Raw genomic sequence first — 24,290 nt, forward strand, 5'->3', positions numbered from 1 at the left:
AACCCCGGTTGGGATTGAAATTAACATTGTTGTTATCGAGAAAGCAGAGTTAACAGCTGTACCGTTACCCATTGTGAAGAAATGGTGAACCCATACTAAGAAACTCAAGAATGAAATGACGACGATTGAGCCGACCATTGCGTTGTAACCGAACAAGCGTTTACGCGAGAAGGTTGCAATAATTTCTGAGAAAATACCGAAAGCTGGAATCGCAACGATATATACTTCAGGATGACCCCAAACCCAGAAAAGGTTGGCCCACATCATTGGCATCCCACCATCAGCAAGCGTAAAGAATGCAGTACCGAATAAACGGTCAAATGTTAATAATGCTAACGCAATTGTTAAAACTGGGAACGCAAGAATAATAATTAAACTTGTAATTAATGTTGTCCAACTAAACATTGGCATATTCATTAACTTCATGCCTTTCGTACGCATACGCATAATCGTAACGATGAAGTTAATACCGGTCATCAATGTACCGACACCCGATAATTGAATACCTAATAGATAGAAGTTAACACCGTAACCGGCGTTGAACGGCGTTGTTGCCAGTGTGGCATAGTTTGTCCAACCAGCATCTGGTGAACCCCCAACAACGAATGAAATATTGAATAACATCGCACCTAAGAAGAAAGCCCAGAAGCTCAAGTTATTAAGTACTGGGAACGCTACATCGCGTGCCCCGATTTGTAACGGCATTACTACGTTCATTAAACCTAATAAGAACGGCATTGCCATGAAGATGATCATAATAACACCATGAGTAGAAAAGACCTCATTATAATGTTGAGCATCTAAAAATTTCATGCCTGGTAAAGCTAATTGTGTTCGGATCATTAAAGCATCGACCCCGCCACGGAATAACATAATGATTGCAGCAATCATGTACATTACACCGATACGTTTGTGATCGACTGATGAAAGCCATTCACTAAATAACCATTTCCATTTTTTGAAGTACGTTAAGCCAGCAACAATCGCGATTGAAGCAAGACCAATGGAAACTTGTGCGCCTAGTATTAGTGGATCACCAGTAATGATGTACTCACTTAATACAGATAAAATATCCGCCATGTGTTTTGAACCTCCTCTAAATTTATGAAAAAGAGCGATGAATTACGTCGCTTAATGTGCCGTTTTTGCAGTTGTTGGACCGTGTTTCATTTCGCCATCTTCTGTGTAACGTGCATTTGTAACCGTTGTTTCACGTGCAGGTAATAATGGTTTATCTGAAAGTTCTTGTTTTTCATTTGGATTATGTGGATTTAACGGTACATAGTTGTAACGTTTCCAAGCATAGAAAACGTATTCCGGATCGGTCACATGATTAGCAAACCCTAAGTGAGTGCCACTAAACGTTTGTTGTTCTTCATGACCAGGAATTAACATTTTATCGTATGCATCCTGTGTTAATTTATCTTTTGTTTGTGCCGTTTTAACCCAAGCATTGAAATCTGCTTCAGATTGCGCGTTGACATCAAATTTTTGACCTTCAAAGCCACGACCATTGTAGTTCGAGTTACGACCTTGGTATGTACCCTCGTGATCAGCTTGTAAGAATAAGTTCATGACCATACCAGTCATTGCATATTTTTGACCACCTAATTGCGGTACCCAGAAAGATGTCATTGTATCCGCTGCTACTAATTTGAACTCGATTGGACGGTCAACTGGAATGTTAACATAGTTAACTGTTTCGATGTCGCTGTCTTCATAACTAAAGAACCATTTCCAGTCAGCAGATGTTGCTGTAATTACAAGTGGCTCCTTATCCTTAGAAACAGCTGGCGCTTCTTCTAATGAATAGATTGCTTTAACTGTAGGAATAGTTAAGGCCACAACAATTAGAATTGGAATAACTGTCCAAATGACTTCTAATTTGATACTCCCGTGCATATTCGGTTCATAATTGTCTAGATTTTTACGTTCGCGATACTTAACAAGCATTACAGCAAGTAACACCATCACGACTAAGACGATGACAACCATAAAGATGATTGAATACATGATTAGTCCGCTTTGCGTTTTTGCAACTGGTCCTTTTGGATCCAATACTGCAATATTACTACAACCGCTTACTAATGCTGCAATACTTAAAATACCTGTTAACAAGAGCAATTTAAATCGCTTTGCCAATAGAATCCCCCCACTTTCTCATATTTTAGATAGCGACATGAACGTCCTATCTGTATAATTGCTTTGTTCTAAAATAATTAACAATTTGTTCGCATTTTAGACAAAAGACTACCAACACTAATATAACCCTAATAGGCTCTTTTTTCAATCAATTTTTAACAGTTACCTTCAGTAATAAGCTTGTTCTGTTACATACAAGCGATAAGCCTTTCACTAAACAAGCCCTTTTTTCGACCGACACATTTTAGACAATAATTAGACATATTTAAAAGACAAAGAAAAGAGGAGACGCTTGTCTCCTCTAAGAGTGAAGATAATAATGTCTCAGATTATCGGAGTCGAGTACGCTATGTACAACACTCACCTCAAATATTCACATTGTCAATAGAACAACGTTTCTATTCAGTTTACTCATTTCGTAGCCAACGAAAGTCGTATTAAACGTCGTTTCACTTTGAAAATAATGCAACTGACTTTGACTACGGGACGATAAAAGCTAAAGAAAAATGTAGTTGTAGCTGTTTACTTCTAACCGGCTGATTTCACTTTTATTCCGCTACTTCTTCAGTTGCAACGTCAACTTCTTCCAGTTCTTTTTCGGTTGGCGCAATGGTTGCGACCTTATCTTTTTCATCGAGACGGATTAAACGCACACCCATCGTTGAACGACTTGTTTCTGAAATCGCGTCAACAGACATTCGGATTAAGACACCTTCAACCGTCATAATCATCAAGTCTTCTTCACCATTGACCGTAATCATGTTAGTAAGCGGGCCATTTTTCGCCGTAATACTCACGGTTTTGACACCTTTACCGCCACGACCTTGAACAGAATATTGTTCAATCGGTGTTTGCTTACCATAACCATTCTCAGTCACAATTAAAACCTTATCTGCTGGTTTTACAACTTCCATTCCAACAACATAGTCGGCTTCGTTTAGACGAATACCACGCACACCTGCTGCTGTACGACCCATGATGCGGACATCTTCCTCTTGGAAGTGAATACTTTGTCCTAAATGCGTTGCCATGATGACATGATTTGTTCCGTTGGTAATTTGCACACGGATTAATTCATCATTTTCACGTAAATCGATTGCTCGTAAACCACTCGTTCTAATGTTAGTGAATTGCGAAAGCTGTGTCCGTTTTACAACACCGTTACGGGTTGCAAAGAAAAGGAAATGATCTTGCGGCACATCTTTAATCGAAATCATGGCATTGATTTCTTCATCTTTTTCAATACCAAGTAAGTTAACAACCGGTAATCCTTTAGCTGTTCGACTAAATTCAGGAATCTCATAGCCTTTAGCACGGTATACCTTACCTGTATTCGTAAAGAAGAGAATCGTATCATGGGTTGACGTTGCTAACAGTTGTTCAACAAAGTCCCCTTCATGAATCGCCATTCCTTGCACACCACGACCACCGCGGTTTTGCGCACGATAGGTTGAGGCAGGTAAACGTTTAATATAATTGTTTTTTGTAATCGTAATAACGATATCTTCTTGCTCGATTAAATCTTCATCTTCTACCGATAAAATATCACCGACTGTGATTTCAGTACGACGCGTATCGTTAAAGCGTTCTTTAATCTCAAGTAATTCTTCACGAATGACCTGCAAGAGATTTTCTTTATCCGCTAACACCGCTTTTAATTCTTGCATTAATGCGACTAACGCTTGGTATTCTTCTTCGATTTTATCACGTTCTAAGCCAGTTAAACGACGCAGACGCATATCTAAAATCGCCTGTGCTTGTTTTTCACTCAATTTGAACTGCGTCATCAACCCATCTTTAGCTACTGCATCCGATGTTGATGAACGAATCAATTTAATAATTGCATCAATGTTATCTAACGCAATCCGTAATCCTTCTAAAATATGGGCACGTGCTTCGGCACGACGAAGATCAAATTCAACCCGACGACGAACAATGACTTCTTGATGTTTTAAGTAATGATAGAGCATTTCTTTTAAGTTTAAGACCTTTGGTTGGTTGTTGACTAACGCCAACATATTAATCCCGAAGTTCGTTTGTAAGGCCGTCATTTTATAAAGATTGTTAAGGATGACACTTGCACTCGCATCACGACGAACTTCAATCACGATACGCATGCCATCACGGTCAGACTCGTCGTTTAAATCACTAATACCGACAATCCGTTTTTCGCGCGCTAACTCAGCAATCCGTTCAATTAAACGGGCTTTGTTAACTTGGTAAGGCAACTCAGTCACGATAATTGTTTCTTTACCGTTTTTCTTCGTTTCAATTTCAACCTTCGAACGCATTGTCACGCTTCCTTTACCGGTTGCGTATGCACTACGAATACCACTGGCACCCATAATGTAACCACCCGTTGGGAAATCCGGACCTTTCACATGTTCCATTAATTCAGGAATCGTAATATCGGCATTATAACTTAAGGCCAAGACGCCGTCGATGACTTCACCTAATTGATGTGGTGGGATATTCGTTGCCATTCCGACAGCGATACCCGAAGAACCGTTGACGAGTAAGTTAGGGAAACGCGACGGTAACACAGCCGGCTCCTTTTCACTCCCATCAAAGTTTTCCACATAATCAACCGTATCCTTGTTAATGTCTCGCAATAACTCATTTGATATTTTTGATAAACGGGCTTCAGTATAACGCATCGCTGCGGCTGAATCGCCATCGACAGATCCGAAGTTACCATGACCGTCAACAAGTAAATAACGGGTGCTGAAATCCTGAGCAAGACGGACCATTGTTTCATAGACCGCTGTATCACCGTGTGGGTGATACTTACCGATAACTTCACCGACAATACGAGCTGATTTTTTATACGCTTTATCACTAGTCATTCCCAAATCATTCATCGCATAAAGAATACGACGGTGAACGGGTTTCAAACCATCACGAACATCGGGCAAAGCACGGGCAACAATAACACTCATTGCATAATCTAAAAAGGCTGTTTTCATCTGTTTGCTTAAATTGACTTCTTCCACTCTTTGCTCTGGTGCATCTGACATAGATCAGAACCTCCTATTTCCCAGGTAATAACTGCTTAAATATCTAAGTTATCAACATACTCTGCGTTTTCTTCAATGAATTGACGACGTGGATCAACGCGATCCCCCATTAACATTTCAAACGTTTCATCAGCTTCAATTGCATCCGATAGTTTAACTTGCAATAGCACACGGTGGTCTGGGTCCATTGTTGTATCCCATAACTGTTCAGCATTCATTTCGCCTAAACCTTTGTAGCGTTGGAGACTGTATTTTGTGTTTTCAGGCAATGATGCTAAGTACGTTTCTAATTCTTTATCGCTATATACATAATGCTCTTTACGTCCATGAGCAATTTTGAATAGCGGTGGCTGAGCGATATAAACATAGCCTGCTTCGATTAATGGGCGCATGTATCGATAAAACAATGTTAATAATAATGTTCGAATATGAGCACCGTCGACATCGGCATCGGTCATAATGACTAATTTATGGTAACGTGATTTAGCGACATCAAACTCGCCACCAAAGCCAGTTCCCATTGCAGTAAAGATCGTTCGAATTTCTTCGTTTGCTAAAATACGATCTAAGCTGGCTTTTTCAACGTTTAAAATCTTACCTCGAATCGGTAAAATCGCTTGGAACATCCGGTTACGACCTTGCTTTGCTGACCCACCGGCTGAATCCCCTTCGACGATGAACAATTCACTTAAATCAGGTTTACGAGACGAACAATCGGCTAATTTACCTGGTAAGTTTGAAATTTCAAGACCACTTTTCTTCCGTGCAACTTCACGAGCACGTTTGGCAGCAATACGAGCTCGTGAGGCTACCATCCCTTTTTCGACGATTTTACGACCAACATCAGGGTTTTCCATTAAAAACTTCTCAAAGGCTGCCGAGAATAAACGGTCGGTAATGTTACGCGCTTCTGAGTTTCCTAATTTTGTTTTCGTTTGTCCTTCAAACTGTGGATCAGGGTGTTTAATTGAGACAATCGCAATCAACCCTTCACGAATATCATCACCGGTTAAGTTCGGTTCTGCTTCTTTAAGAATTTTTTGTTTCCGCGAATAGTCATTGACAACCCGAGTTAACGCAATCTTAAAGCCTGACTCATGTGTTCCACCTTCATACGTATGAATGTTGTTAGCATACGACATAATGTTGCTTGAAAAGCCACTGTTGTACTGCATCGCAACTTCGACAGTAATGCCATCTTTTTCGCCTTCTGTATAAATCGGTTCAACGTTTAAGGCTTCTTTTGAGCCGTTGAGGAATTCGACGTACGATTTAATACCGCCTTCGTAGAAGTATTTTTGTTTCGTCATTTTACCTTCACGTTTATCTTCAATAATTAATGTGAGACCTTTATTTAAGAACGCTAATTCACGCGTTCTCACTGCTAAGGTTTCAAAATCAAACTCAGTTGTTTCCGTGAAAATTTCATCATCTGGATAGAAATGAACCTTCGTTCCACGGTCTTCAGTTGTACCGATAACAGACATGTCATCGATTACTTGGCCACGTTCAAACGCTTGGAAGTATTGTTGCCCTTCGCGCGAAACGGTGACTTCAAGACGGGTTGATAACGCATTAACAACCGATGCACCAACACCGTGAAGACCACCAGAGACTTTATAGCCCCCGCCGCCGAATTTACCACCTGCATGCAAGACGGTGAAAATAACTTCAACTGCCGGACGACCGGTTTTTGCTTGAATCCCAACAGGAATGCCGCGGCCATTATCAACAACAGTGATGCTGTTATCTGCTTCAATCGCGATATGTATTTCGTCACAATAACCCGCTAAGGCTTCGTCAATTGCGTTATCGACAATTTCCCAGACTAAATGGTGTAAGCCTCGTGCACTCGTTGATCCGATATACATACCTGGTCGTTTACGAACTGCTTCTAAACCTTCCAAAACTTGAATCTGACTTGCGTCATAATCACTACCATTGTTGTCGATATCATTCAGATGTTTATCTGTCATCGTTGTCCACCTCATCCATTCTATTAATCGTGCCATTGTCTACATTAAAACAAGTTGCGTTTGCCAACGTTTGATGATGAATCCCTTCAACACCTGTGGCTGTAACAAAGGTTTGTACCTTCCCTTGAATTGCATTGAGCAAATGTGTTTGCCGATGCCCATCTAACTCACTTAAAACATCATCAAGCAATAGTAAGGGATATTCATTTGTTTCTTTAAAAATCAAATCAATTTCAGCCAATTTCACTGCTAAGGCTGTCGTGCGTTGTTGACCTTGTGAGCCAAAAACCTGCACATTGCGCTCATTGACGATAAAACTTAAATCATCTCGATGCGGACCAATTAAAGAAAGACCTCGATCAATTTCTCGTGCTCGTTTTTGCACTAATTCTTCGAGTAATTGCTCACGTACCTGGTTGAACTCATCCGCTGTGTTCGTGACTGTTAAATTAACGGATGAATCATAGCTGATTTGAAGTGTTTCCGTCTCCCGCGAAATTTGCGAATGAATCGGAATGGCATAGCCTGCCAACTGCTCAACAAAATCACGCCGTTTCAGCGTGATTTTAACAGCTAATTCACTGTACTGTTCATCGAGAACATCGAGCATTGTCGTATCAGTTGTTTTCCGCGTTTGCAGCCGTTTCAAATAATGATTCCGCTGCTGTAAAATACGCTGGAATTGTGTTAAATCATACAAGTAAACCGGTAACATTTGACCAAGTTCCATATCAATAAAACGGCGTCGGCCACTTGGAGAGCCTTTGACTAACGACAAATCTTCAGGAGCAAACATCACGACATTCAAATTGCCAATATAATGGCTTAAACGTTTTTGTTCCAAGTGATTAACTTTTGCTTTTTTTCCTTTAGAAGTGACAATCAAACTCATTGGTAGCGACTGCCCGCGTTTATGAATCCTACCTTCTATTTTAGCATAGTCGTGTTGCCACTGGATTAAATCTTTATCCGTTGATGTGCGGTGCGATTTTGCCATCGCTAACGTATAAATGGCCTCTAACACATTTGTTTTACCCTGTGCATTTTGTCCTAGAAATAACGTGACACCTTGCGAAAATGCTAGTTCTGCATGATCATAGTTACGAAAATGATCAATGCTCATCTTTTCTAGAAACATAGTAACCCCTCTCAGTCAGCTTGAGCAATTTGATATTCGCCAAAACCAATGACTGCTATTTTATCGTTTGGGTAAAGCTTACGGCCCCGACGATTGTCAGCTTCCCCGTTCACCATAATTTCATGCTCGCTCAAAAACCATTTAGCCATGCCACCAGAAGAAATAATATCGGTAATTTTCAACAGTTGGCCTAAGGTAATGTACTCCGTATTGATATTTACTTGTTCCATTTTCATCTCACCTCGAGTTTAGTCATTCATACTTCTATTTTACTAGATTTCGGAGGCGATTACAAATAAACGGCAAAAAAATCGGCTTTACTGCTTTTTTTTTGTAAGATAGAGTAGGCATACGTTTAACCGATAAATCTTCTTAGAACGAAAATAAAGCCCAAATAAATTGAAACACGTCTTTTAGCATAAAAAAAAGCATCGAGCGTTCTGCTCGGTGCTTTTTTGGTTAAACGTTTATTTAGAATGTACGTACGGGGGTAATCAATTGTAAAATATCATTGCCTTCTTCATGATCCACTGGACGGATGACAAATTGATGCATCGATCCTGAAAAAGCGATTTTAACTGTTTGGTTTTCAAACACACGTAAGGCATCAATCATGTATTTCCCATTGAATGAAATTAAGATCGATTCACCAGCGAAGCTCACTGGCATGAGTTCTTCACTAACGTTACCTACTTCAGGAGAATTAGATGAAATTTCAATTTCATTCGCTGTAGTTGATGCTAATTTAATGACATTATTGCGGTTATCACGTGCAAGTAATGACGCACGATCAATCGCTTGCAATAAACTTTTGGCAGCAATTTCAACATCTGTTGTATTTGAAGTTGGAATCAGACGTGTCGTATCTGGATAGTTACCTTCTAATAAACGTGAGTAAAATAAAATATCAGTGATTTTGAAAAGGATTTGATTGTTATTGACAACAATTTCTACTTTTTCAGTCGTATCATCTAAGATTTTATTTAATTCAGTCAAGCTTTTACCAGGAATAACAATATTAAATTGGGAATCCGCTGGTAAATCTACAATAATTTTACGTAAAGCCAGACGATGTGAATCGGTTGCAACCGATAAAAGTGTACTGTCTTTTAATATCCAGTTAACCCCTGTCAATACCGGACGAACTTCGACAGTACTAACTGCAAAAGCCGTTTGACGAATGAGATTTTTTAACATGTCTGCCGGAATTTTCATTGTTGGTGCATTACCAATTTCTGGTAATTGTGGATAATCATTTGCATCTAACCCGTTTAATGAAAAGGATGCTGAACCAGATGTAATTAAAGTTTGGAATCCTTCAGTAACTTCGATTGAGACTGTTTCATTAGGTAAACGTTTGACAATGTCTGTCACGTAACGTGACGGTAAGACGATGCTGCCGTATTTTTCAATGGTGATCAATTGTTCATCATCTTTTTCTAAGGGAATAAAGGCTTCAATCGAAATATCTGAGTCACTACCAGTTAAGATTGCACCTTCGTCATTAATGCTTAGTTTAATACCGGTTAAGATTGGAATGGCAGTACGGGCTGAAATAGCGCGTGTTACTTCGTTAAGAGCTTGAATTAAATAATCACGTTTGATTGTAATTTTCATGGGAGAATCTCCTTTTATATATTAATAATTAAGTTAGTAGTAGTAGTAGGGGCTGTGGATATGTGGATAACTCAAGTTAGCCTTACAATCGTTTATTTTAAGGCGTTTAATAACATGTGGATAACCGTGTCGTCAAAACGGCAGTTATGCACAACCTTAATTTTTCAGCGTCTTGCTAATCGTTTCTAATTCACGTTTTAATTTATCGTCTGTTTTTAGCTTTGTCGCAATTTTTTCATGAGCATGGATGACTGTTGTATGATCACGCCCACCAAATTCTTCACCAATTTTAGGCAAAGAGGAATCAGTTAGTTCACGAGATAAGTACATTGCAATTTGACGTGGAAAAACAATGGATTGTGTTCTTTTTTTTCGCTTTAAAGTCTTCTAGTTTAATGTGATAAAAATCACCAACTTCTTTTTGGATCGCTGCAATCGTAATAATCTTTGGTGTTGCATTTGGAATGATATCTTTTAGGGCTTCGGCAGCAACACTAGCATCAATCGTTTTATTAACGAGAGATGAATAGGCAACAACGCGTATTAAGGCGCCTTCAAGTTCACGAATATTAGTATCAATTTGATTGGCAATGTAAAGCATTACTTCATTAGGAATATCCAAACCATCAGAATCAGCTTTTTTTTCGTAAAATGGCAATCCGTGTTTCTAAGTCAGGTGGAGTAATATCAGTAATTAAGCCCCATTCAAAGCGCGAACGCAGGCGATCTTCTAAGGTTGGAATTTCTTTTGGTGGTCGATCACTTGAAATAATAATTTGTTTTTGTTCTTCATATAATGCGTTGAACGTGTGGAAGAATTCTTCTTGTGTTTGTTCTTTTCCGGCAATAAATTGAATATCATCAATTAATAGAATATCGACATTGCGGTATTTATTACGAAATTCTTCGGCACGGTTATCACGAATAGAATTAATAAATTCGTTGGTGAATTTTTCAGATGACAAATAAATTACACGTTGATTGGGATTATGTTCTAGGACATAATGACCGATAGCGTGCATTAAATGTGTTTTTCCGAGTCCAACTCCACCGTATAAAAAGAGTGGATTATAGGCTTTTCCAGGCGCTTCAGCAACCGCAAGTGACGCCGCGTGCGCAAAACGATTCCCACTACCAATGACAAATGAATCAAAATCATATTTTGGATTGAGATTGAGTTCACCATGTTGTTTGTAGTCGGCACGGGAATTGGTTAAAGCTTTTTTTTCATCTAAAGCGGTCTGCGTTGCTTGTTCGCCTTCGACAATGACTCTAATATTATAGCGTTGACCAGTGACACCTTCGATAATTTCAGAAATAATATCAACATAGTTCGCCCGAAGGCGTTCTTGCATAAATTTTTCTGGTGTCGAAATTGTAAACGTATTACCGTCAATACTAAATGGTTTTGATGGTTTGATCCAAGTTTCATAACTTGGTCCGCTTAAATAATGTTGCATTTTACTTGAAGCCTCAAACCAAATTTGATGGATGTCTGACATATCTTTTTTTCCCCCTGCAATTGTAGCCTGTTAAAAAAAGTTAGAGCGATAAACAAATTTATCCACAGTACTAACACTTGTGGATAAAAAAAGTGAACAACGTCTAACAAAGTTATCCACAGGTTATTAACACACTGTGCATAACTTTTATTATCCACAGCTGTTGTTTGCGTTCATATCTGTTTTAGTTTAGCAGAAAATTGCAAAGCTATCAAGTCTATTGGAAGATTGTTCACAAAGATATTCACGTGTGCACAAACGTTATCCACAACGGTGTGAAATGGGGATAAGCTGTCCATAAGCATGTTCTAATAAAAAAACGAAACAAGTTAGCAAATGAAGATGTGGATAAACTAACGTTAATTGTGCATAATAAAAAACAGCGCAGACAAGCCTTTTTTTTGTGGATAACTTTTCGTTGGTGGAGTTGCCGTAAGCCAAGGTTATAAAAAGGAAGAGTGAGATAGTCTACGATTTAGATTGACAATAGCACTACTTATCTACTATAATTATCTAGTATGTCATTTTAATAATATTATGACACTTTTGGAATATAGATTTGAGGAGGTGTTGGATATGAAACAAACTTACCAACCAAAAAAACGTAAACATTCAAAAGTTCACGGTTTCCGTGCACGTATGAGTTCTAAAAACGGCCGTCGCGTATTAGCTGCTCGTCGTCGTAAAGGACGTAAAGTCTTATCAGCATAATAAGACCCACTGAGTTGTCTCAGTGGTTTTTTTTTTGATTTATTTTAAAAAAATAGGATAAGGTTGGACTGTTTGAAAGACGGTTCGTTTGTCTGTACGTCAAACAATATCTACAATTACAGTCAAATAAGACGATATCAGTTTTTTTTTGATAAAAATTCGGCTATAATAGTATTTGTTTGACATAGTGATCAAAACAGACCATTTTAAAAATAGGTGGTGTTAATGAAGCCCAATGAAAAAAGTCAATCGTGTCAAAAGAAACGAAGATTTTCAAACAATCTTTAAAAATGGATTTTCATCAGCTAATCGTCAATTTGTCGTCTATGTGAATCCGCAACAGCAACAGGACCATTTTAGATTAGGCTTATCTGTTAGTAAAAAATTAGGTGATGCGCATTTACGTAACTACATTAAACGTTGCATTCGTCATGTAATGATGGATTTTGATAAGGATCAACTGATTTCGCAACACATCGATATTGTTATTATCGCCAGGAAACCGGCGGCCACTATGACGTTTCATGAGATGAAAGCCAGTCTCGAACACGTGCTTAAATTAGCAAAGGTGTACAAACACCGTTCTAAATAATTGTTCTAATAGATAGTTTTGATAAGGGGGATTTATTGAGTGAAAGCGAATAAAAAATGGCTCTTACTGTTAATGATGGTATCACTGGTACTCGTGTTGTCAGCTTGTTCACCGACAGCAGGTGCTGCATCTAATCCAGTTGACGCTAATACAACCGGCTTTTGGAGCCACTACATTGTATTTCCAATTAGTTGGTTAATCTTGAAATTATCTGCGCTTGCAGGTAACAGCTACGGTATGGGTATTATCTTAATTACGATTTTAATTCGGTTGTTAATTTTACCATTAATGGTAAAACAATTACGTAGTCAACGTAATATGATGAAATTACAACCGAAGATTAAAGAGATTCAAGCGAAATACAAATCAAAAGATCGTGATACACAGATGTTGTTGCAACAAGAAACAATGGCATTATATAAAGAAAATAATGTCAATCCATTAGCTGGTTGTTTCCCAATGCTTATTCAAATGCCAGTGCTCTTTGGTCTTTATGCTGCCATTAGACGAACAGAAGTATTAGAAACAGGTACGTTTTTATGGTTCAACTTAGGACAAGCCGATCACATGCACATCTTGCCAATCTTAGCTGCGATTACAACATTCTTATCGACTAAATTAAGCATGATGTCGCAACCAAAACAAGAAGGTGCGATGGCATCACAAATGAGCATGATGTTGTATGTTATGCCAGCCTTTATCTTGTTTGCGGGTTGGTCATTACCATCAGCCTTAGCGCTTTATTGGGTAATTGGTAACATTTTCATGGCTGTTCAAACGTTGGTCATCAACAATCCGTTTAAAATTCGCCGTGAAATGGCGGAAGAACAAGCGAAATTAGATGCTGAAAAACGTCGTACAGAACAAATGTCATTGAAACAACAACCAAGTACGAAAAAGAAAGCTAAAAAAGAAAAAAATAAGTTTTCTTAGAAGCACGCTCTAAAACGTTAAAAACGTTCCTTCCGACTTGTGATAGTCGAAGGGAACGTTTTTTTTGTTTCGGTAGGAATCGATTAGTAGTTAGTTCATGCAAGCGTTTTTTTTGCTTAAAATTTCCGCTCCGCGTATTAAATAAGAGTCCTAATGGCCTCTTACGGCCAAACAGCGAAACAAGTGGTTCGAGATAAAAGCGAATTGATTTTGATCGGTGGCGCGGCGCGAAAATAAACAGTTTGACTTGTTATTCACATGTGGATAAGTTAAAATAAACATTGAAATCAATATATCTACAGGTGAAAGATGTGGATAAGTTACGGCTAAAAACAGAGGTGTACAGCTTGTAAACAAAGTCGAATTAAACTTTTTGCTGTCAAAATAATTCAAGTAACTTTGGCTACGAGATGATAAGACTGAAAAGCGTTTGTCGTCAGTCTGGAGCAGTCTGTTGTTTTTTAACCGAATTCCGCCATGCAATATCAAGCGGTGTAACTTCTCAATCTTTTAAACCTGTGTTGCAGAGCTAAAAACAACATGAGGTGTTTTTGGCTTTTTATTTTGTCTGAAATGAAAGGGGAATACAGTAATATGTTAGAATTTGATACAATTGCCGCGATTTCAACCCCACCAGGTGAAGGCGCGATTTCGATTATTCGTGTCAGTGGTGATGAGGCGGTTAAAATCGTTAATCAAGCGTACCGTTCGGGTACAAAATCATTAGAAGAAGTACCAACACATACAATACATTACGGTCATATTGTCGATCCGATGACTAACGAAACCATTGATGAAGTAATGGTCAGTGTCTTACGCGCGCCGCGAACATTTACGCGTGAAGACTGCGTCGAAATTAATACGCACGGTGGGATTGTAGCGGTAAACCGCGTCTTACAATTGATTTTGAAACTAGGTGTTCGCTTAGCAGAACCAGGTGAGTTTACGAAACGGGCCTTCTTAAATGGTCGAATTGATTTGTCACAAGCCGAAGCTGTCATGGATCTCATCCGTGCCAAAACGGATCGTGCAATGGGCCTAGCCTTAAAACAAATGGATGGTAATTTAAGTCGCTTGATTCGTCGTTTCCGTCGCGAAATTTTAGATGTGCTTGCACAGGTAGAAGTGAATATTGATTATCCAGAATACGATGACGTTGAAGAAATGACACAAAAAATGTTGCTTGAAAAAGCAACCGATGTTAAAGGGTATGTGCTGCAATTGTTAGAAACCGCCCAACAAGGTAAAATTTTACGTGATGGGTTATCGACGGCGATTATTGGTCGTCCAAATGTCGGTAAATCATCGCTCTTGAATCAGTTAATTCAAGAGGATAAGGCGATTGTAACAAGTATCGCAGGTACGACCCGTGACATCGTTGAAGAATATGTGAACGTTAAAGGCGTGCCGTTAAAATTAATCGACACCGCCGGTATTCGTGAAACGGAAGATATCGTTGAAAAAATTGGTGTTGAACGTTCACGCCAAGCGCTTTCAGCTGCGAGTTTCATCCTGTTAGTAATCAATCAGGCAGAGCCGTTAAGTCCTGAAGATGAAGCGTTATTTTCCGCGGCAGCGCACCAACCGTTCGTGGTTATTTTAAACAAAACAGATTTGCCGACACAGGTGGATGAAGCGCGTGTAAGGGCCTTAGCGAACGGTAATCCGATTGTGAAAATCTCACTCGAAGCACAGGACGGTATTGACCAACTCGAACAAGCAATTGCTGATTTCTTCTTCTCGGGTGCAGTCGTTAGTGAAGATGCAACGTATGTTTCAAACACGCGTCACGTGGCGCTCTTAAATAAAACAGTCACAGCCTTGGATGATGTTTTAGCGGGCTTAGCGAATGAAATGCCCGTTGATCTCGTTCAAATGGATATGACACAGGCTTGGAGCTTACTCGGTGAAATTACCGGTGACGCTGTTCAAGACGAACTATTAGATCAGTTATTCTCACAATTTTGTTTAGGAAAATAGAAGGGACGATAAAAAATGCAAAGATATGAAGCAGGTCAATTTGATGTAATTGTCGTAGGATCAGGTCACGCAGGCGTTGAAGCTGCGTTGGCCGCAGCACGGATGGGCTGTAAAACATTAGTTGTTACCATTAATTTAGATATGATTGGATTTATGCCATGTAACCCGTCAATCGGTGGACCTGCTAAAGGGGTCGTTGTGCGTGAAATTGATGCCTTAGGTGGCGAAATGGGACGTAACATCGATAAAACTTACATCCAAATGCGGATGCTTAATACAGGTAAAGGTCCTGCCGTACGTGCCTTGCGTGCACAAGCTGATAAATGGAATTACCAAAACGAAATGAAACACACGCTTGAAAAAGAAGCTAATTTAACGCTCCAACAAGGGTTAGTAGACGAATTAATCATCGAAGATAACGTGATTAAAGGCGTTGTGACTAAAACAGGTGGGGTTTACCGCGGAGCTGCCGTCGTTTTAACGATGGGAACTTATTCACGTGGAGAAGTCATCATTGGGGAAATTAAATACTCGAGCGGTCCCAATAATCAACAGCCATCCGTTTTATTATCAGAACAACTTGACGCGCTCGGCTTTGATTTACTCCGCTTAAAAACAGGCACACCGCCGCGTGTGAAATCGACTTCAATTGACTACTCTAAAACGGAGATTCAACCAGGGGATGAAAATAGCCGTGCCTTTAGTTATGAAACAACAACTTTCATTACGGAACAAATTCCGTGTTGGTTAACGTATACGTCCGAAACCACCCATGAAATCATCAAAGCTAACTTGCATCGTGCCCCAATGTTTACAGGAATTATCGAAGGTAGTGGCCCACGTTATTGCCCGTCAATCGAAGATAAAATCGTGCGTTTTTCTGATAAGCCACGTCACCAAATCTTCCTTGAACCGGAAGGTCGTAACACGGAAGAAGTTTACGTACAAGGCTTATCGACAAGCATGCCGGAAGACGTACAACATCAAATGATTCATTCCATCCCAGGTCTTGAAGATGCGTCAATGATGCGTGCGGGTTATGCGATTGAATACGATGCGGTGGCGCCTACACAATTATGGCCAACGTTAGAAACAAAACGGATTGCAAACTTATATACTGCTGGCCAAATTAACGGTACAAGTGGTTATGAAGAAGCTGCTGGCCAAGGGATTATCGCGGGGATTAATGCCGCCTTAAAAGTGCAAGGAAAAGAGCCTTTCATTATGAAACGCAGTGAAGGTTACATCGGTGTAATGATTGATGACTTAGTGACAAAAGGCACGAAAGAACCTTACCGTCTCTTAACCTCACGTGCTGAATACCGTCTACTATTGCGTCACGATAATGCTGATTTACGTTTGACTGAAAAGGGTCATGAAATTGGTCTAGTAACAGCAGAACGCTATGCGCGTTACCTTGCGAAAAAAGCTGGAATCGAAGCAGAAACAGCACGCCTCCAAAGCATTCGTGTGAAACCAACTGCTGACGTGCAAGCTTGGATGACAAGCCTCGGTGGATCGCCTTTAAAAGACGGTATTTTAGCGTGGGATTTACTACGTCGTCCTGAAATTAAATACAGCGATTTACTGAATGTTATACCAGCAGCTGAGAGCATAACTGACGAAGTGGCTGAACAGGTCGAAATTCAAGTGAAATATGAAGGTTATATTAAGAAATCACTTGAACGTGTTGCAAAATTGAAACGCATGGAACAAAAAAGTATTCCAGTTGATTTGGACTATGATTACATTAGCGGTTTAGCAACCGAAGCCCGCGAAAAACTGAAAGAAGTGCAACCATTAACTTTAGCGCAGGCGAGCCGTATTTCTGGCGTCAACCCAGCTGACATTTCGATTTTAATGGTCTACCTTGAACAAAGTAAACTCGTACGTACAGGAGGAAACTAAGTGAACCCAGAACAATTCCGTGCCGCGTTGCTCAGCAAAGGCATTAACTTAAGTGATGAACAAATGGCACAATATGCTGATTATGCCAAGATTTTGGTGGAATGGAACGAGAAAATGAACCTGACGGCCATCACTGCTAGTGAAGATATTTATTTAAAACATTTTTATGACTCCATCACGTTGGCGTTTTATTACGACATGGATCAAAGTGTCAGCCTCTGTGATGTTGGGGCAGGAGCTGGTTTTCCAAGTCTACCGATTAAAATTGCCTTTCCTAAATTAAAGGTGACGATTGTTGATTCACTCAACAAACGAATTACCTTTTTAAATCATTTAGCAACTGAACTTGGCTTAAAGGATGTTAGTTTTGTGCACGATCGTGCCGAAACATTTGGTCAAAACAAACAGTACCGTGAACAGTTTGATATCGTGACAGCCCGTGCGGTTGCCCGCATGAGTGTGTTAGCGGAACTTTGTTTGCCACTCGTTAAATTACGTGGTCATTTCGTTGCCTTAAAAGCTGCTCATACAGCCGCAGAAATGGTTGATGCTAAAAAAGGCATCAAGGTACTCGGTGGTGAGTTAGTGAGCGATGAAGCCTTCATCTTGCCCGTAGAAGAGGCTGAACGTCATGTTGTGACGATTGCTAAAAAGCGTAAGACACCAAAACAGTATCCTCGTAAAGCGGGAACACCGAATAAAACACCGATTGTGTAACTGAAAGAAAACAACGAACAGTTGTATCGTTAATCAACTGTTCGTTGTTTTTTTAGGAGCAAGATGAATAAATAGTTTAGGTGATTGATTGTTTTTTAAAGATTGTTTGCTAAAATAGAGAATGTAATCATTTAAAGTGACGTAGCAAAACCATAGGATAGAAGGAAGGAGTCGAAGACAATTGGGTTTATTTGGCTTTGGCAAAAAACAAACATTGAAGCAAGAAGAAGCGATTATCGAGCAGTTTATTGAAGCATCAACAAATCAGACAGTCGAAGAATTACCGCTGGCACAAATTATACCAAACCGTTTTCAACCCCGTTCGATGTTCGATGAAGAGAAAATTGCCGAGTTGGCCGAGACGATTAAGGAACACGGCTTGATTCAACCAATTATTGTGCGTGAATACAAAGAAGAAGGTTATGAAATTATTGCTGGCGAGCGTCGTTTTAGAGCGATTAGTTCACTTGAGTGGGAAAAAATCCCAGCGATTGTCAATCAACTGAGTGATAAAGAGGTAGCCTCAATTGCCTTAATTGAAAACTTACAGCGTGAAGAGTTAACCGCAATTGAAGAAGCCCATGCCTACAAACGGTTACTCGCCTTGCATCAAATCACACAGGGCGAACTGGCACAGCAACTCGGGAAAAGTCAGTCAACGGTGGCCAATAAATTACGCTTATTGAAACTCGGTGAAGCTGTTCAAACCGCTGCCTTGACGAAACAAATTACCGAACGTCATGCCCGCGCTTTAATTCCACTTGCAGAAGACCAACAAGAGCTCGTCTTAGCCGAAGTAATTGCCGAGCAATTAACGGTGAAGGCAACCGAAAATCGCGTTGCAAAACGACTAGAGCAAGCGAAACCGAAGAAGAAGCGTCAAATTATTAGCCGTGATTTCCGCTTGGCGGTAAATACAATCAAAGAATCGCTCGCACTTGTCAATAAAACAGGCATTCCGGTTGAAACAAGTGAGAATGAAACGGCTGATTTTATTGAGATATCGATTAAAATACCTAAAAATAAATAAGCAAGCAAAGACAGCATTCCTTTCATAAGAATGCTGTCTCAGATTGTAGACAAAGTCTAAAGAGACTTCATTTTCTTTCGAATGCTATTACAGTGACTTTGTTTACGAGATGATAAGACTGAATAGAAAGTCTGTTCTATCCTCTCGTTTAATCAGCTAACTTCTATGATATTGGAATGGAAAAGTAGCGACGGTAAATAGTCGCTCTTCTTTTCCATTCCAATATCTTCAAAGTTGAACGAGCTGATTTCACTTTCGTTCTAGTAGGCACGACGAGCGAGTGACGGTGCGCGAACTGATGGTACGTAATCCCGAGCGAGCAAGTCGTAACGACCTAGAACAGTGTTTATCTTCAGTCTCAGACAGCATTTCTTTCATAAGAATGCTGTCTTTTTTAGAGTAACAGTAATCCTAATTGACTATTTACAAGTAGTAAATAGGGCGATGCATTAAAAACGGTTACAAAGAGAGAAGTGTTAATTATGAAGAAACCATTTTTACCTAGAAATCGTAAAGTTTTTGAATATAACGCGTAGATTGAAAAGCATAGAATTTATGATTCGTATTACCAAAATTCATATGTAGGATACTGCCATTATATCAATGAAGAATATGAGTATGCAAAAAAATATTTTCAATTAGCGCTAGAATATAACTACGATGATGGTAATGAAGAAGAGGATAGATATAATTATTTGATTTCCTTGGAAGCATGTCTAGATAGACAAACGTTACATGCGATTCAACATAAATACAACGACCAGAATGACAGTGACTATCAAACAGAGATAGAAGGAATTTTTAATGAAAATAAAACGAACGATACCCACTAATTTGTTGCTTTTTTTACTATTGTTTTACTTTAGTATGGGAATATCCAAGTACATCCAAGTATTATGGTTCAATGAAAATGACGCTTTATTTAATTATTCGTTATCTTATGCTGCGATGGCGATAGCGGGATCATTATCTTTTTTTAATATCGAGCTTTATCTCGGAATGGCCCGTCAATAAAATACTCGCTTACTGCATACCGTTTTACGCAGTGGGAATGTCACTGAGAGTGATTACAGATAGTGTCTTTATCGCGCTACTTTCAGGTAGTATTGCCGGTCTAGGTGCGTCTATTTGTATACTTGCAATCAGGTCCTAGTTATATTATTTATCAGATGAGCAACCAGAGAATAAAGAAAAAATAATTTCGATACGCTATACAGTAATGCAAATTTCGTTAACGGCTGCGACCTTTATCGCGGGACAGTTAATCTTCATCATGCATATGAAAAACAAGTACATGTACTTACTCCTCGCGAGTGCAGTTGTTTTATTAGTTGTGTTGCTGATGAAAGGCGCACCTAACCACCGGATTAGTTCGAAACGAACGAAAAAGAGATGGAGGGCCCCTAAAAGGAAGGGGTGCATTTTGAATTTGTATGTCTCTGTCTTACTGTTGGGCGGATCAACATCGTTATTAGAGCCGTTAATCCCTGTTTTCATCAGCGACGTCGGTTACAATGCAGCGATTGCAGCCATTATCTATTCGAGCTATGGCATCTTTAAGGTCGGAGCTATTTTCATCTTTCGATTAAGGTTGTTTTCGGGCAATGCAGCAGTCACATTCATCCTCTTAGAGACTGTTTCGGGAACCCTTGTCGTTACATTAGGGAATATTGGAGTGAATCAGCAACTCGTTATTTTTTTACTGTTCATTACAGGATTAGAAACAGTCGGCTTCTTTGTCATGAAAGAAATAATGGAATACCAAATACTCCCTAAACAGGAGTTGCTTCTTTATCTCGGAATTATCCAATCCGCCTTTTTATTTGGAGATGCACTCGGTAGTGTACTGGGGTCAACACTCTACAATACATTTGGTATCAATGAATTAATCCAAACCTTTGGTGTATTAACATTTAGCTCGAGCCTTTATTATTTCACGCTGTATCTGTATATAAGAAACGTCATAGGACGATAAAGAGTAGTGAGTAACTAACAGGAGTTACTGTCCCACCAACAGTAAAGCTGAATTAGCTTAGTAAACAGACACTTCGTTCAATTGTGTATTCTCGGTTGTCGAATTAAGGATAGATATTTTATAGAAAGAAGCTCGAATGCTTAAAGTCTCAATATCAGGTGTGCTAGCGCCATTTTCCTATCTTGACAGCGATTGTCTTGAAACATTAAGTTTATCAGCGATTGAGAGAGACTTTTTGAGAGCTGAGTAACCGTCTGCATCATTAAAAACAAATGGTTCCTCAGCTATGACAGTTGACGTAATCATGAGTAGTATTGCGATTTTTTTAATTAACAGATAAAAGCTATCATAATTTAGAGCGATTTAACAGTAACGACTTCAGTGATAGGATTAAGTCGCTGTTAGATATACGTGTTAGGCGAACGTTATAAAACGTGGAAGATAAGGCAGTCGGTTAGGAGTTCTGAACAATTACTCATTACAGAACGAATCATTTGCTTTTTAAAAGGATAGACACGAAAATAATCATGAAAGTATGAAAGGGGTATAACCAATGTATCAACGATGGCAACGAACTAAACATAAAGGACTTAAACTAATTTTCGCCTGTTTATTGTGTGCCGGCCTCTTATGTGGTGGCATGTATCTTGAAAGTCTCTCTAAACAAAAACAAGCAGATCAAGCTATTGCGGCAGTCATTGCTAGTTATGGCATCCCCACAGCGCAAATTATTGCAGATAGTGGTACAAATTACAGTTGGAAGATGGGGAATTACTATCGTAGTTTTACCACTAAAAAAGATATGGAAAATGAACGAAAGCGCCTGAAACGGCCTGAAAACAAAGCGGAAAATACGATGTACACCTATCAAAAAGGCAGTGATAAACTGGTCAAACGAACAAAAGATTTAGATAGTCCTGAGGACGTGGCTTTGGTCTACATTTTTTGCTATGACGACGGTAAGGTAACGATGTCATTTAATTATTTTGGAGCGGAATATAGTTTGCCACTTGAGACAGTGGCTGAACAACAAAAACTTAAGCAGTTTGCGTATCCGCCACGGGAACTATCAGTGAAATAAAAACGGGTCAAACTACACGACACCGTTTTTTTTTGCTACAATTAAATAGTAGATGAAGACTTAATAAGACGTAATGAGCACGTTGCTAGACGATTGACAGTCTAAACGAGAGAGTGAGTTGAGTCGGATGGGGAAGGTTATTGCAATTGCTAATCAAAAAGGCGGTGTTGGGAAGACAACAACCGCCATTAATTTAGGGGCGAGTTTAGCTATTATTGGTCACCGTGTGTTATTAATTGATACTGATCCACAAGGGAATACAAGCAGTGGAATTGGCGTTCAAAAGGCAACTGTTGAACAGTGTATTTATGATGTTTTGGTTGGTGGTATCGCGTTATCCGAAGTCATTAGACCTTCAGAAATAGCCAATCTTGATGTTGTACCAGCCACGATTCAATTAGCCGGGGCAGAAATCGAGTTGGTCTCGATTATGTCACGTGAACGTCGCTTAGAAGATGCCTTGCAAGCCGTCAAAGACAGCTATGATTATATTATTATTGATTGTCCCCCGTCGCTCGGAATTATTACATTAAACGCTCTAACAGCAGCTGATGGGTTATTAATCCCTGTACAATGTGAATTTTATGCCCTAGAGGGCTTAGCACAGTTATTAAATACAGTTAAACTTGTGCAACGGCATTTAAATAAGACACTTGTCATTGAAGGTGTCTTGTTAACAATGTATGATGCACGGACAAACTTAGGTCAACAGGTTGTTGCCGAAGTGCAAAAATATTTCGGATCACAGGTTTATCAAACCGTTATTCCCCGTAATGTGCGTCTTAGTGAGGCACCGAGTTACGGCAAACCGGCTGTGATTTTTGATGTGAAATCGAAAGGTGCACAAGCCTATATTGAGTTAGCGAAGGAAGTGAAAGCAAATGGCTAAAGGTTTAGGAAAGGGTATCGATGCTTTATTTGGTGATATGGGATTGGCAACAGATGAGACAATCGAAGATGTTCAACTCGTACAAATCACTTCAAATCCCTATCAACCGCGGACGTATTTTGCTGAAGAGGCATTGAACGAGTTAGCGGCATCGATTCGTCTCAATGGCGTATTACAGCCTGTTATTTTACGGAAGATGAAAAATAAGTACGAAATTGTTGCGGGTGAACGACGTTGTCGTGCCTCGAAGATAGCCGGTAAAGACAGTGTTCCAGCGATTATTCGAACATATGATGACAAACAAATGATGGAATTAGCGATTTTAGAAAATCTCCAACGTGAAAATTTAAGTGCGTTGGAAGAAGCCACTGCGTATCAGTTATTAGTGGATAAGCAACAGCTGACCCAGGCGGAGATTGCTAAAAAGCTCGGCAAAAGCAGACCTTATATTGCCAACTATTTGCGGTTGTTAAAATTACCATCGGTAGTTAAAGCAATGATGGAGACAGAGCAACTATCAACAGGACAGGCACGTGCTTTACTCGGTTTAACAGATGTAAAACGAATCGTTCCAGTCGCTAAGTACACGGTGAAACAACAATTAACGGTGCGTCAGCTGGAACGCTATGTCACAGAGTGTAACGAACCAACACCTCAAAAAAGTAAGGCAGAAGCAGTGAAAAAGCCGCAATTTATTCGTGCGACTGAAGCTGAATTGCAGCGTAAATTCGGCTCAGCCGTAGCGATTAAAAAGCAAGGTAAAAAAGGGAAAATTGAAATCGAATTTTTATCAGAAGCCGATTTCAATCGCATTTTAGATGTGTTAGAGATTGAATTATAAAGGGGAAAATTCAAATGGAAAGAAACTATGATTTAAAGACCGTTGTTGAGATGAAAAAACCACATCCATGCGGAACGAATGAATGGCAAATTATTCGAATGGGGATGGATATTCGGATTAAATGTTTAGGTTGTGGACATAGTGTACTCATCGCCCGTCGTGACTTTGATAAGAAAATGAAACGTGTCCTTCGTTAATACGGTTATCATTCTGTATTTAAAAAGTCCTATGTTATACTGAC

At 39.5% G+C, this 24,290-nt stretch carries 20 protein-coding genes and 1 pseudogene; 13 read left to right on the plus strand and 8 right to left on the minus strand.

The genetic code is table 11. The features are described 5' to 3' along the window. The 8 genes and pseudogenes from BCAMP_RS01870 to dnaA form a co-directional block, all read right to left on the minus strand. Positions 1-1,080 (minus strand): cbb3-type cytochrome c oxidase subunit I (locus BCAMP_RS01870; RefSeq protein ID WP_035313233.1); only part of this gene is annotated, 1,080 nt, incomplete at its 3' end. 51 nt (positions 1,081-1,131) lie between these two features. After that, the gene (gene qoxA, locus BCAMP_RS01875) at positions 1,132-2,142 is read right to left on the minus strand and encodes a cytochrome aa3 quinol oxidase subunit II (protein ID WP_051456805.1); all 1,011 of its coding nucleotides are present in this window, start codon (positions 2,140-2,142) and stop codon (positions 1,132-1,134) included. A 548-nt stretch (positions 2,143-2,690) separates the two neighbouring features. Beyond that, the gene (gyrA, locus tag BCAMP_RS01880; RefSeq protein ID WP_035313235.1) at positions 2,691-5,159 is read right to left on the minus strand and encodes a DNA gyrase subunit A; all 2,469 of its coding nucleotides are present in this window, start codon (positions 5,157-5,159) and stop codon (positions 2,691-2,693) included. 35 nt (positions 5,160-5,194) lie between these two features. After that, the gene (gyrB, locus tag BCAMP_RS01885; protein ID WP_035313237.1) at positions 5,195-7,135 is read right to left on the minus strand and encodes a DNA topoisomerase (ATP-hydrolyzing) subunit B; all 1,941 of its coding nucleotides are present in this window, start codon (positions 7,133-7,135) and stop codon (positions 5,195-5,197) included. Further along, positions 7,125-8,273 carry a DNA replication/repair protein RecF gene (recF, locus tag BCAMP_RS01890; RefSeq protein ID WP_035313239.1) on the minus strand — a complete coding sequence of 383 codons (1,149 nt, stop codon included), beginning with the start codon at positions 8,271-8,273 and terminating at the stop codon, positions 7,125-7,127. The genes gyrB and recF overlap by 11 nt, the downstream gene beginning before the upstream one ends. A gap of 11 nt (positions 8,274-8,284) precedes the next feature. Then, a complete protein-coding gene (yaaA, locus tag BCAMP_RS01895) occupies positions 8,285-8,503 on the minus strand; it encodes a S4 domain-containing protein YaaA (RefSeq protein ID WP_035313240.1) in 219 nt (72 codons plus the stop codon). Positions 8,504-8,744: 241 nt separating this feature from the next. Continuing rightward, positions 8,745-9,890: a DNA polymerase III subunit beta gene (gene dnaN, locus BCAMP_RS01900; RefSeq protein ID WP_035313241.1), complete on the minus strand. Its 1,146-nt coding sequence runs from the start codon at positions 9,888-9,890 to the stop codon at positions 8,745-8,747. A gap of 156 nt (positions 9,891-10,046) precedes the next feature. Next, positions 10,047-11,392: pseudogene (gene dnaA, locus BCAMP_RS14225) on the minus strand (chromosomal replication initiator protein DnaA). 576 nt (positions 11,393-11,968) lie between these two features. Here dnaA and rpmH point away from each other — a divergent pair. From rpmH to BCAMP_RS01970, 13 genes are all read left to right on the plus strand, one after another. Then, on the plus strand, positions 11,969-12,103 hold the full coding sequence (gene rpmH, locus BCAMP_RS01910) for a 50S ribosomal protein L34 (RefSeq protein ID WP_029091329.1): 135 nt from the start codon (positions 11,969-11,971) through the stop codon (positions 12,101-12,103). 235 nt (positions 12,104-12,338) lie between these two features. Then, entirely contained in the window at positions 12,339-12,695 is a 357-nt protein-coding gene (gene rnpA, locus BCAMP_RS01915; RefSeq protein ID WP_035313242.1) for a ribonuclease P protein component, read from the plus strand. 39 nt (positions 12,696-12,734) lie between these two features. Continuing rightward, entirely contained in the window at positions 12,735-13,628 is an 894-nt protein-coding gene (gene yidC / locus BCAMP_RS01920) for a membrane protein insertase YidC (protein WP_035313244.1), read from the plus strand. 594 nt (positions 13,629-14,222) lie between these two features. Then, positions 14,223-15,608, plus strand: a complete 1,386-nt coding sequence (gene mnmE, locus BCAMP_RS01925; RefSeq protein ID WP_035313246.1) for a tRNA uridine-5-carboxymethylaminomethyl(34) synthesis GTPase MnmE — start codon at positions 14,223-14,225, stop codon at positions 15,606-15,608. Between the two features lie 15 nt (positions 15,609-15,623). Further along, on the plus strand, positions 15,624-17,516 hold the full coding sequence (gene mnmG / locus BCAMP_RS01930; RefSeq protein WP_035313247.1) for a tRNA uridine-5-carboxymethylaminomethyl(34) synthesis enzyme MnmG: 1,893 nt from the start codon (positions 15,624-15,626) through the stop codon (positions 17,514-17,516). Next, a complete protein-coding gene (gene rsmG, locus BCAMP_RS01935) occupies positions 17,517-18,233 on the plus strand; it encodes a 16S rRNA (guanine(527)-N(7))-methyltransferase RsmG (RefSeq protein ID WP_035313248.1) in 717 nt (238 codons plus the stop codon). Between the two features lie 181 nt (positions 18,234-18,414). Further along, positions 18,415-19,263, plus strand: coding sequence for a nucleoid occlusion protein (gene noc, locus BCAMP_RS01940; RefSeq protein WP_035313249.1), 849 nt, complete (start codon positions 18,415-18,417; stop codon positions 19,261-19,263). A gap of 804 nt (positions 19,264-20,067) precedes the next feature. After that, complete coding sequence (locus BCAMP_RS01945; protein ID WP_035313250.1) at positions 20,068-20,277, plus strand: hypothetical protein; 210 nt, start codon at positions 20,068-20,070, stop codon at positions 20,275-20,277. A 205-nt stretch (positions 20,278-20,482) separates the two neighbouring features. Next, on the plus strand, positions 20,483-21,238 hold the full coding sequence (locus BCAMP_RS01950; protein WP_035313251.1) for a hypothetical protein: 756 nt from the start codon (positions 20,483-20,485) through the stop codon (positions 21,236-21,238). 553 nt (positions 21,239-21,791) lie between these two features. Continuing rightward, the gene (locus BCAMP_RS01955) at positions 21,792-22,319 is read left to right on the plus strand and encodes a hypothetical protein (RefSeq protein ID WP_035313252.1); all 528 of its coding nucleotides are present in this window, start codon (positions 21,792-21,794) and stop codon (positions 22,317-22,319) included. A gap of 127 nt (positions 22,320-22,446) precedes the next feature. Beyond that, positions 22,447-23,208 (plus strand): ParA family protein, encoded by a 762-nt coding sequence (locus tag BCAMP_RS01960; RefSeq protein WP_035313253.1) that lies wholly within the window; start codon positions 22,447-22,449, stop codon positions 23,206-23,208. Next, positions 23,201-24,049 (plus strand): ParB/RepB/Spo0J family partition protein, encoded by an 849-nt coding sequence (locus tag BCAMP_RS01965; protein ID WP_035313254.1) that lies wholly within the window; start codon positions 23,201-23,203, stop codon positions 24,047-24,049. Before BCAMP_RS01960 ends, BCAMP_RS01965 begins: the two co-directional genes overlap by 8 nt. 14 nt (positions 24,050-24,063) lie before the next feature. Then, positions 24,064-24,246, plus strand: coding sequence for a DUF951 domain-containing protein (locus tag BCAMP_RS01970; protein ID WP_035313255.1), 183 nt, complete (start codon positions 24,064-24,066; stop codon positions 24,244-24,246). The last annotated feature ends 44 nt before the right edge of the window (positions 24,247-24,290 follow it).

It is taken from the genome of Brochothrix campestris FSL F6-1037 (assembly GCF_000525915.1).
GTDB lineage: Bacteria > Bacillota > Bacilli > Lactobacillales > Listeriaceae > Brochothrix > Brochothrix campestris.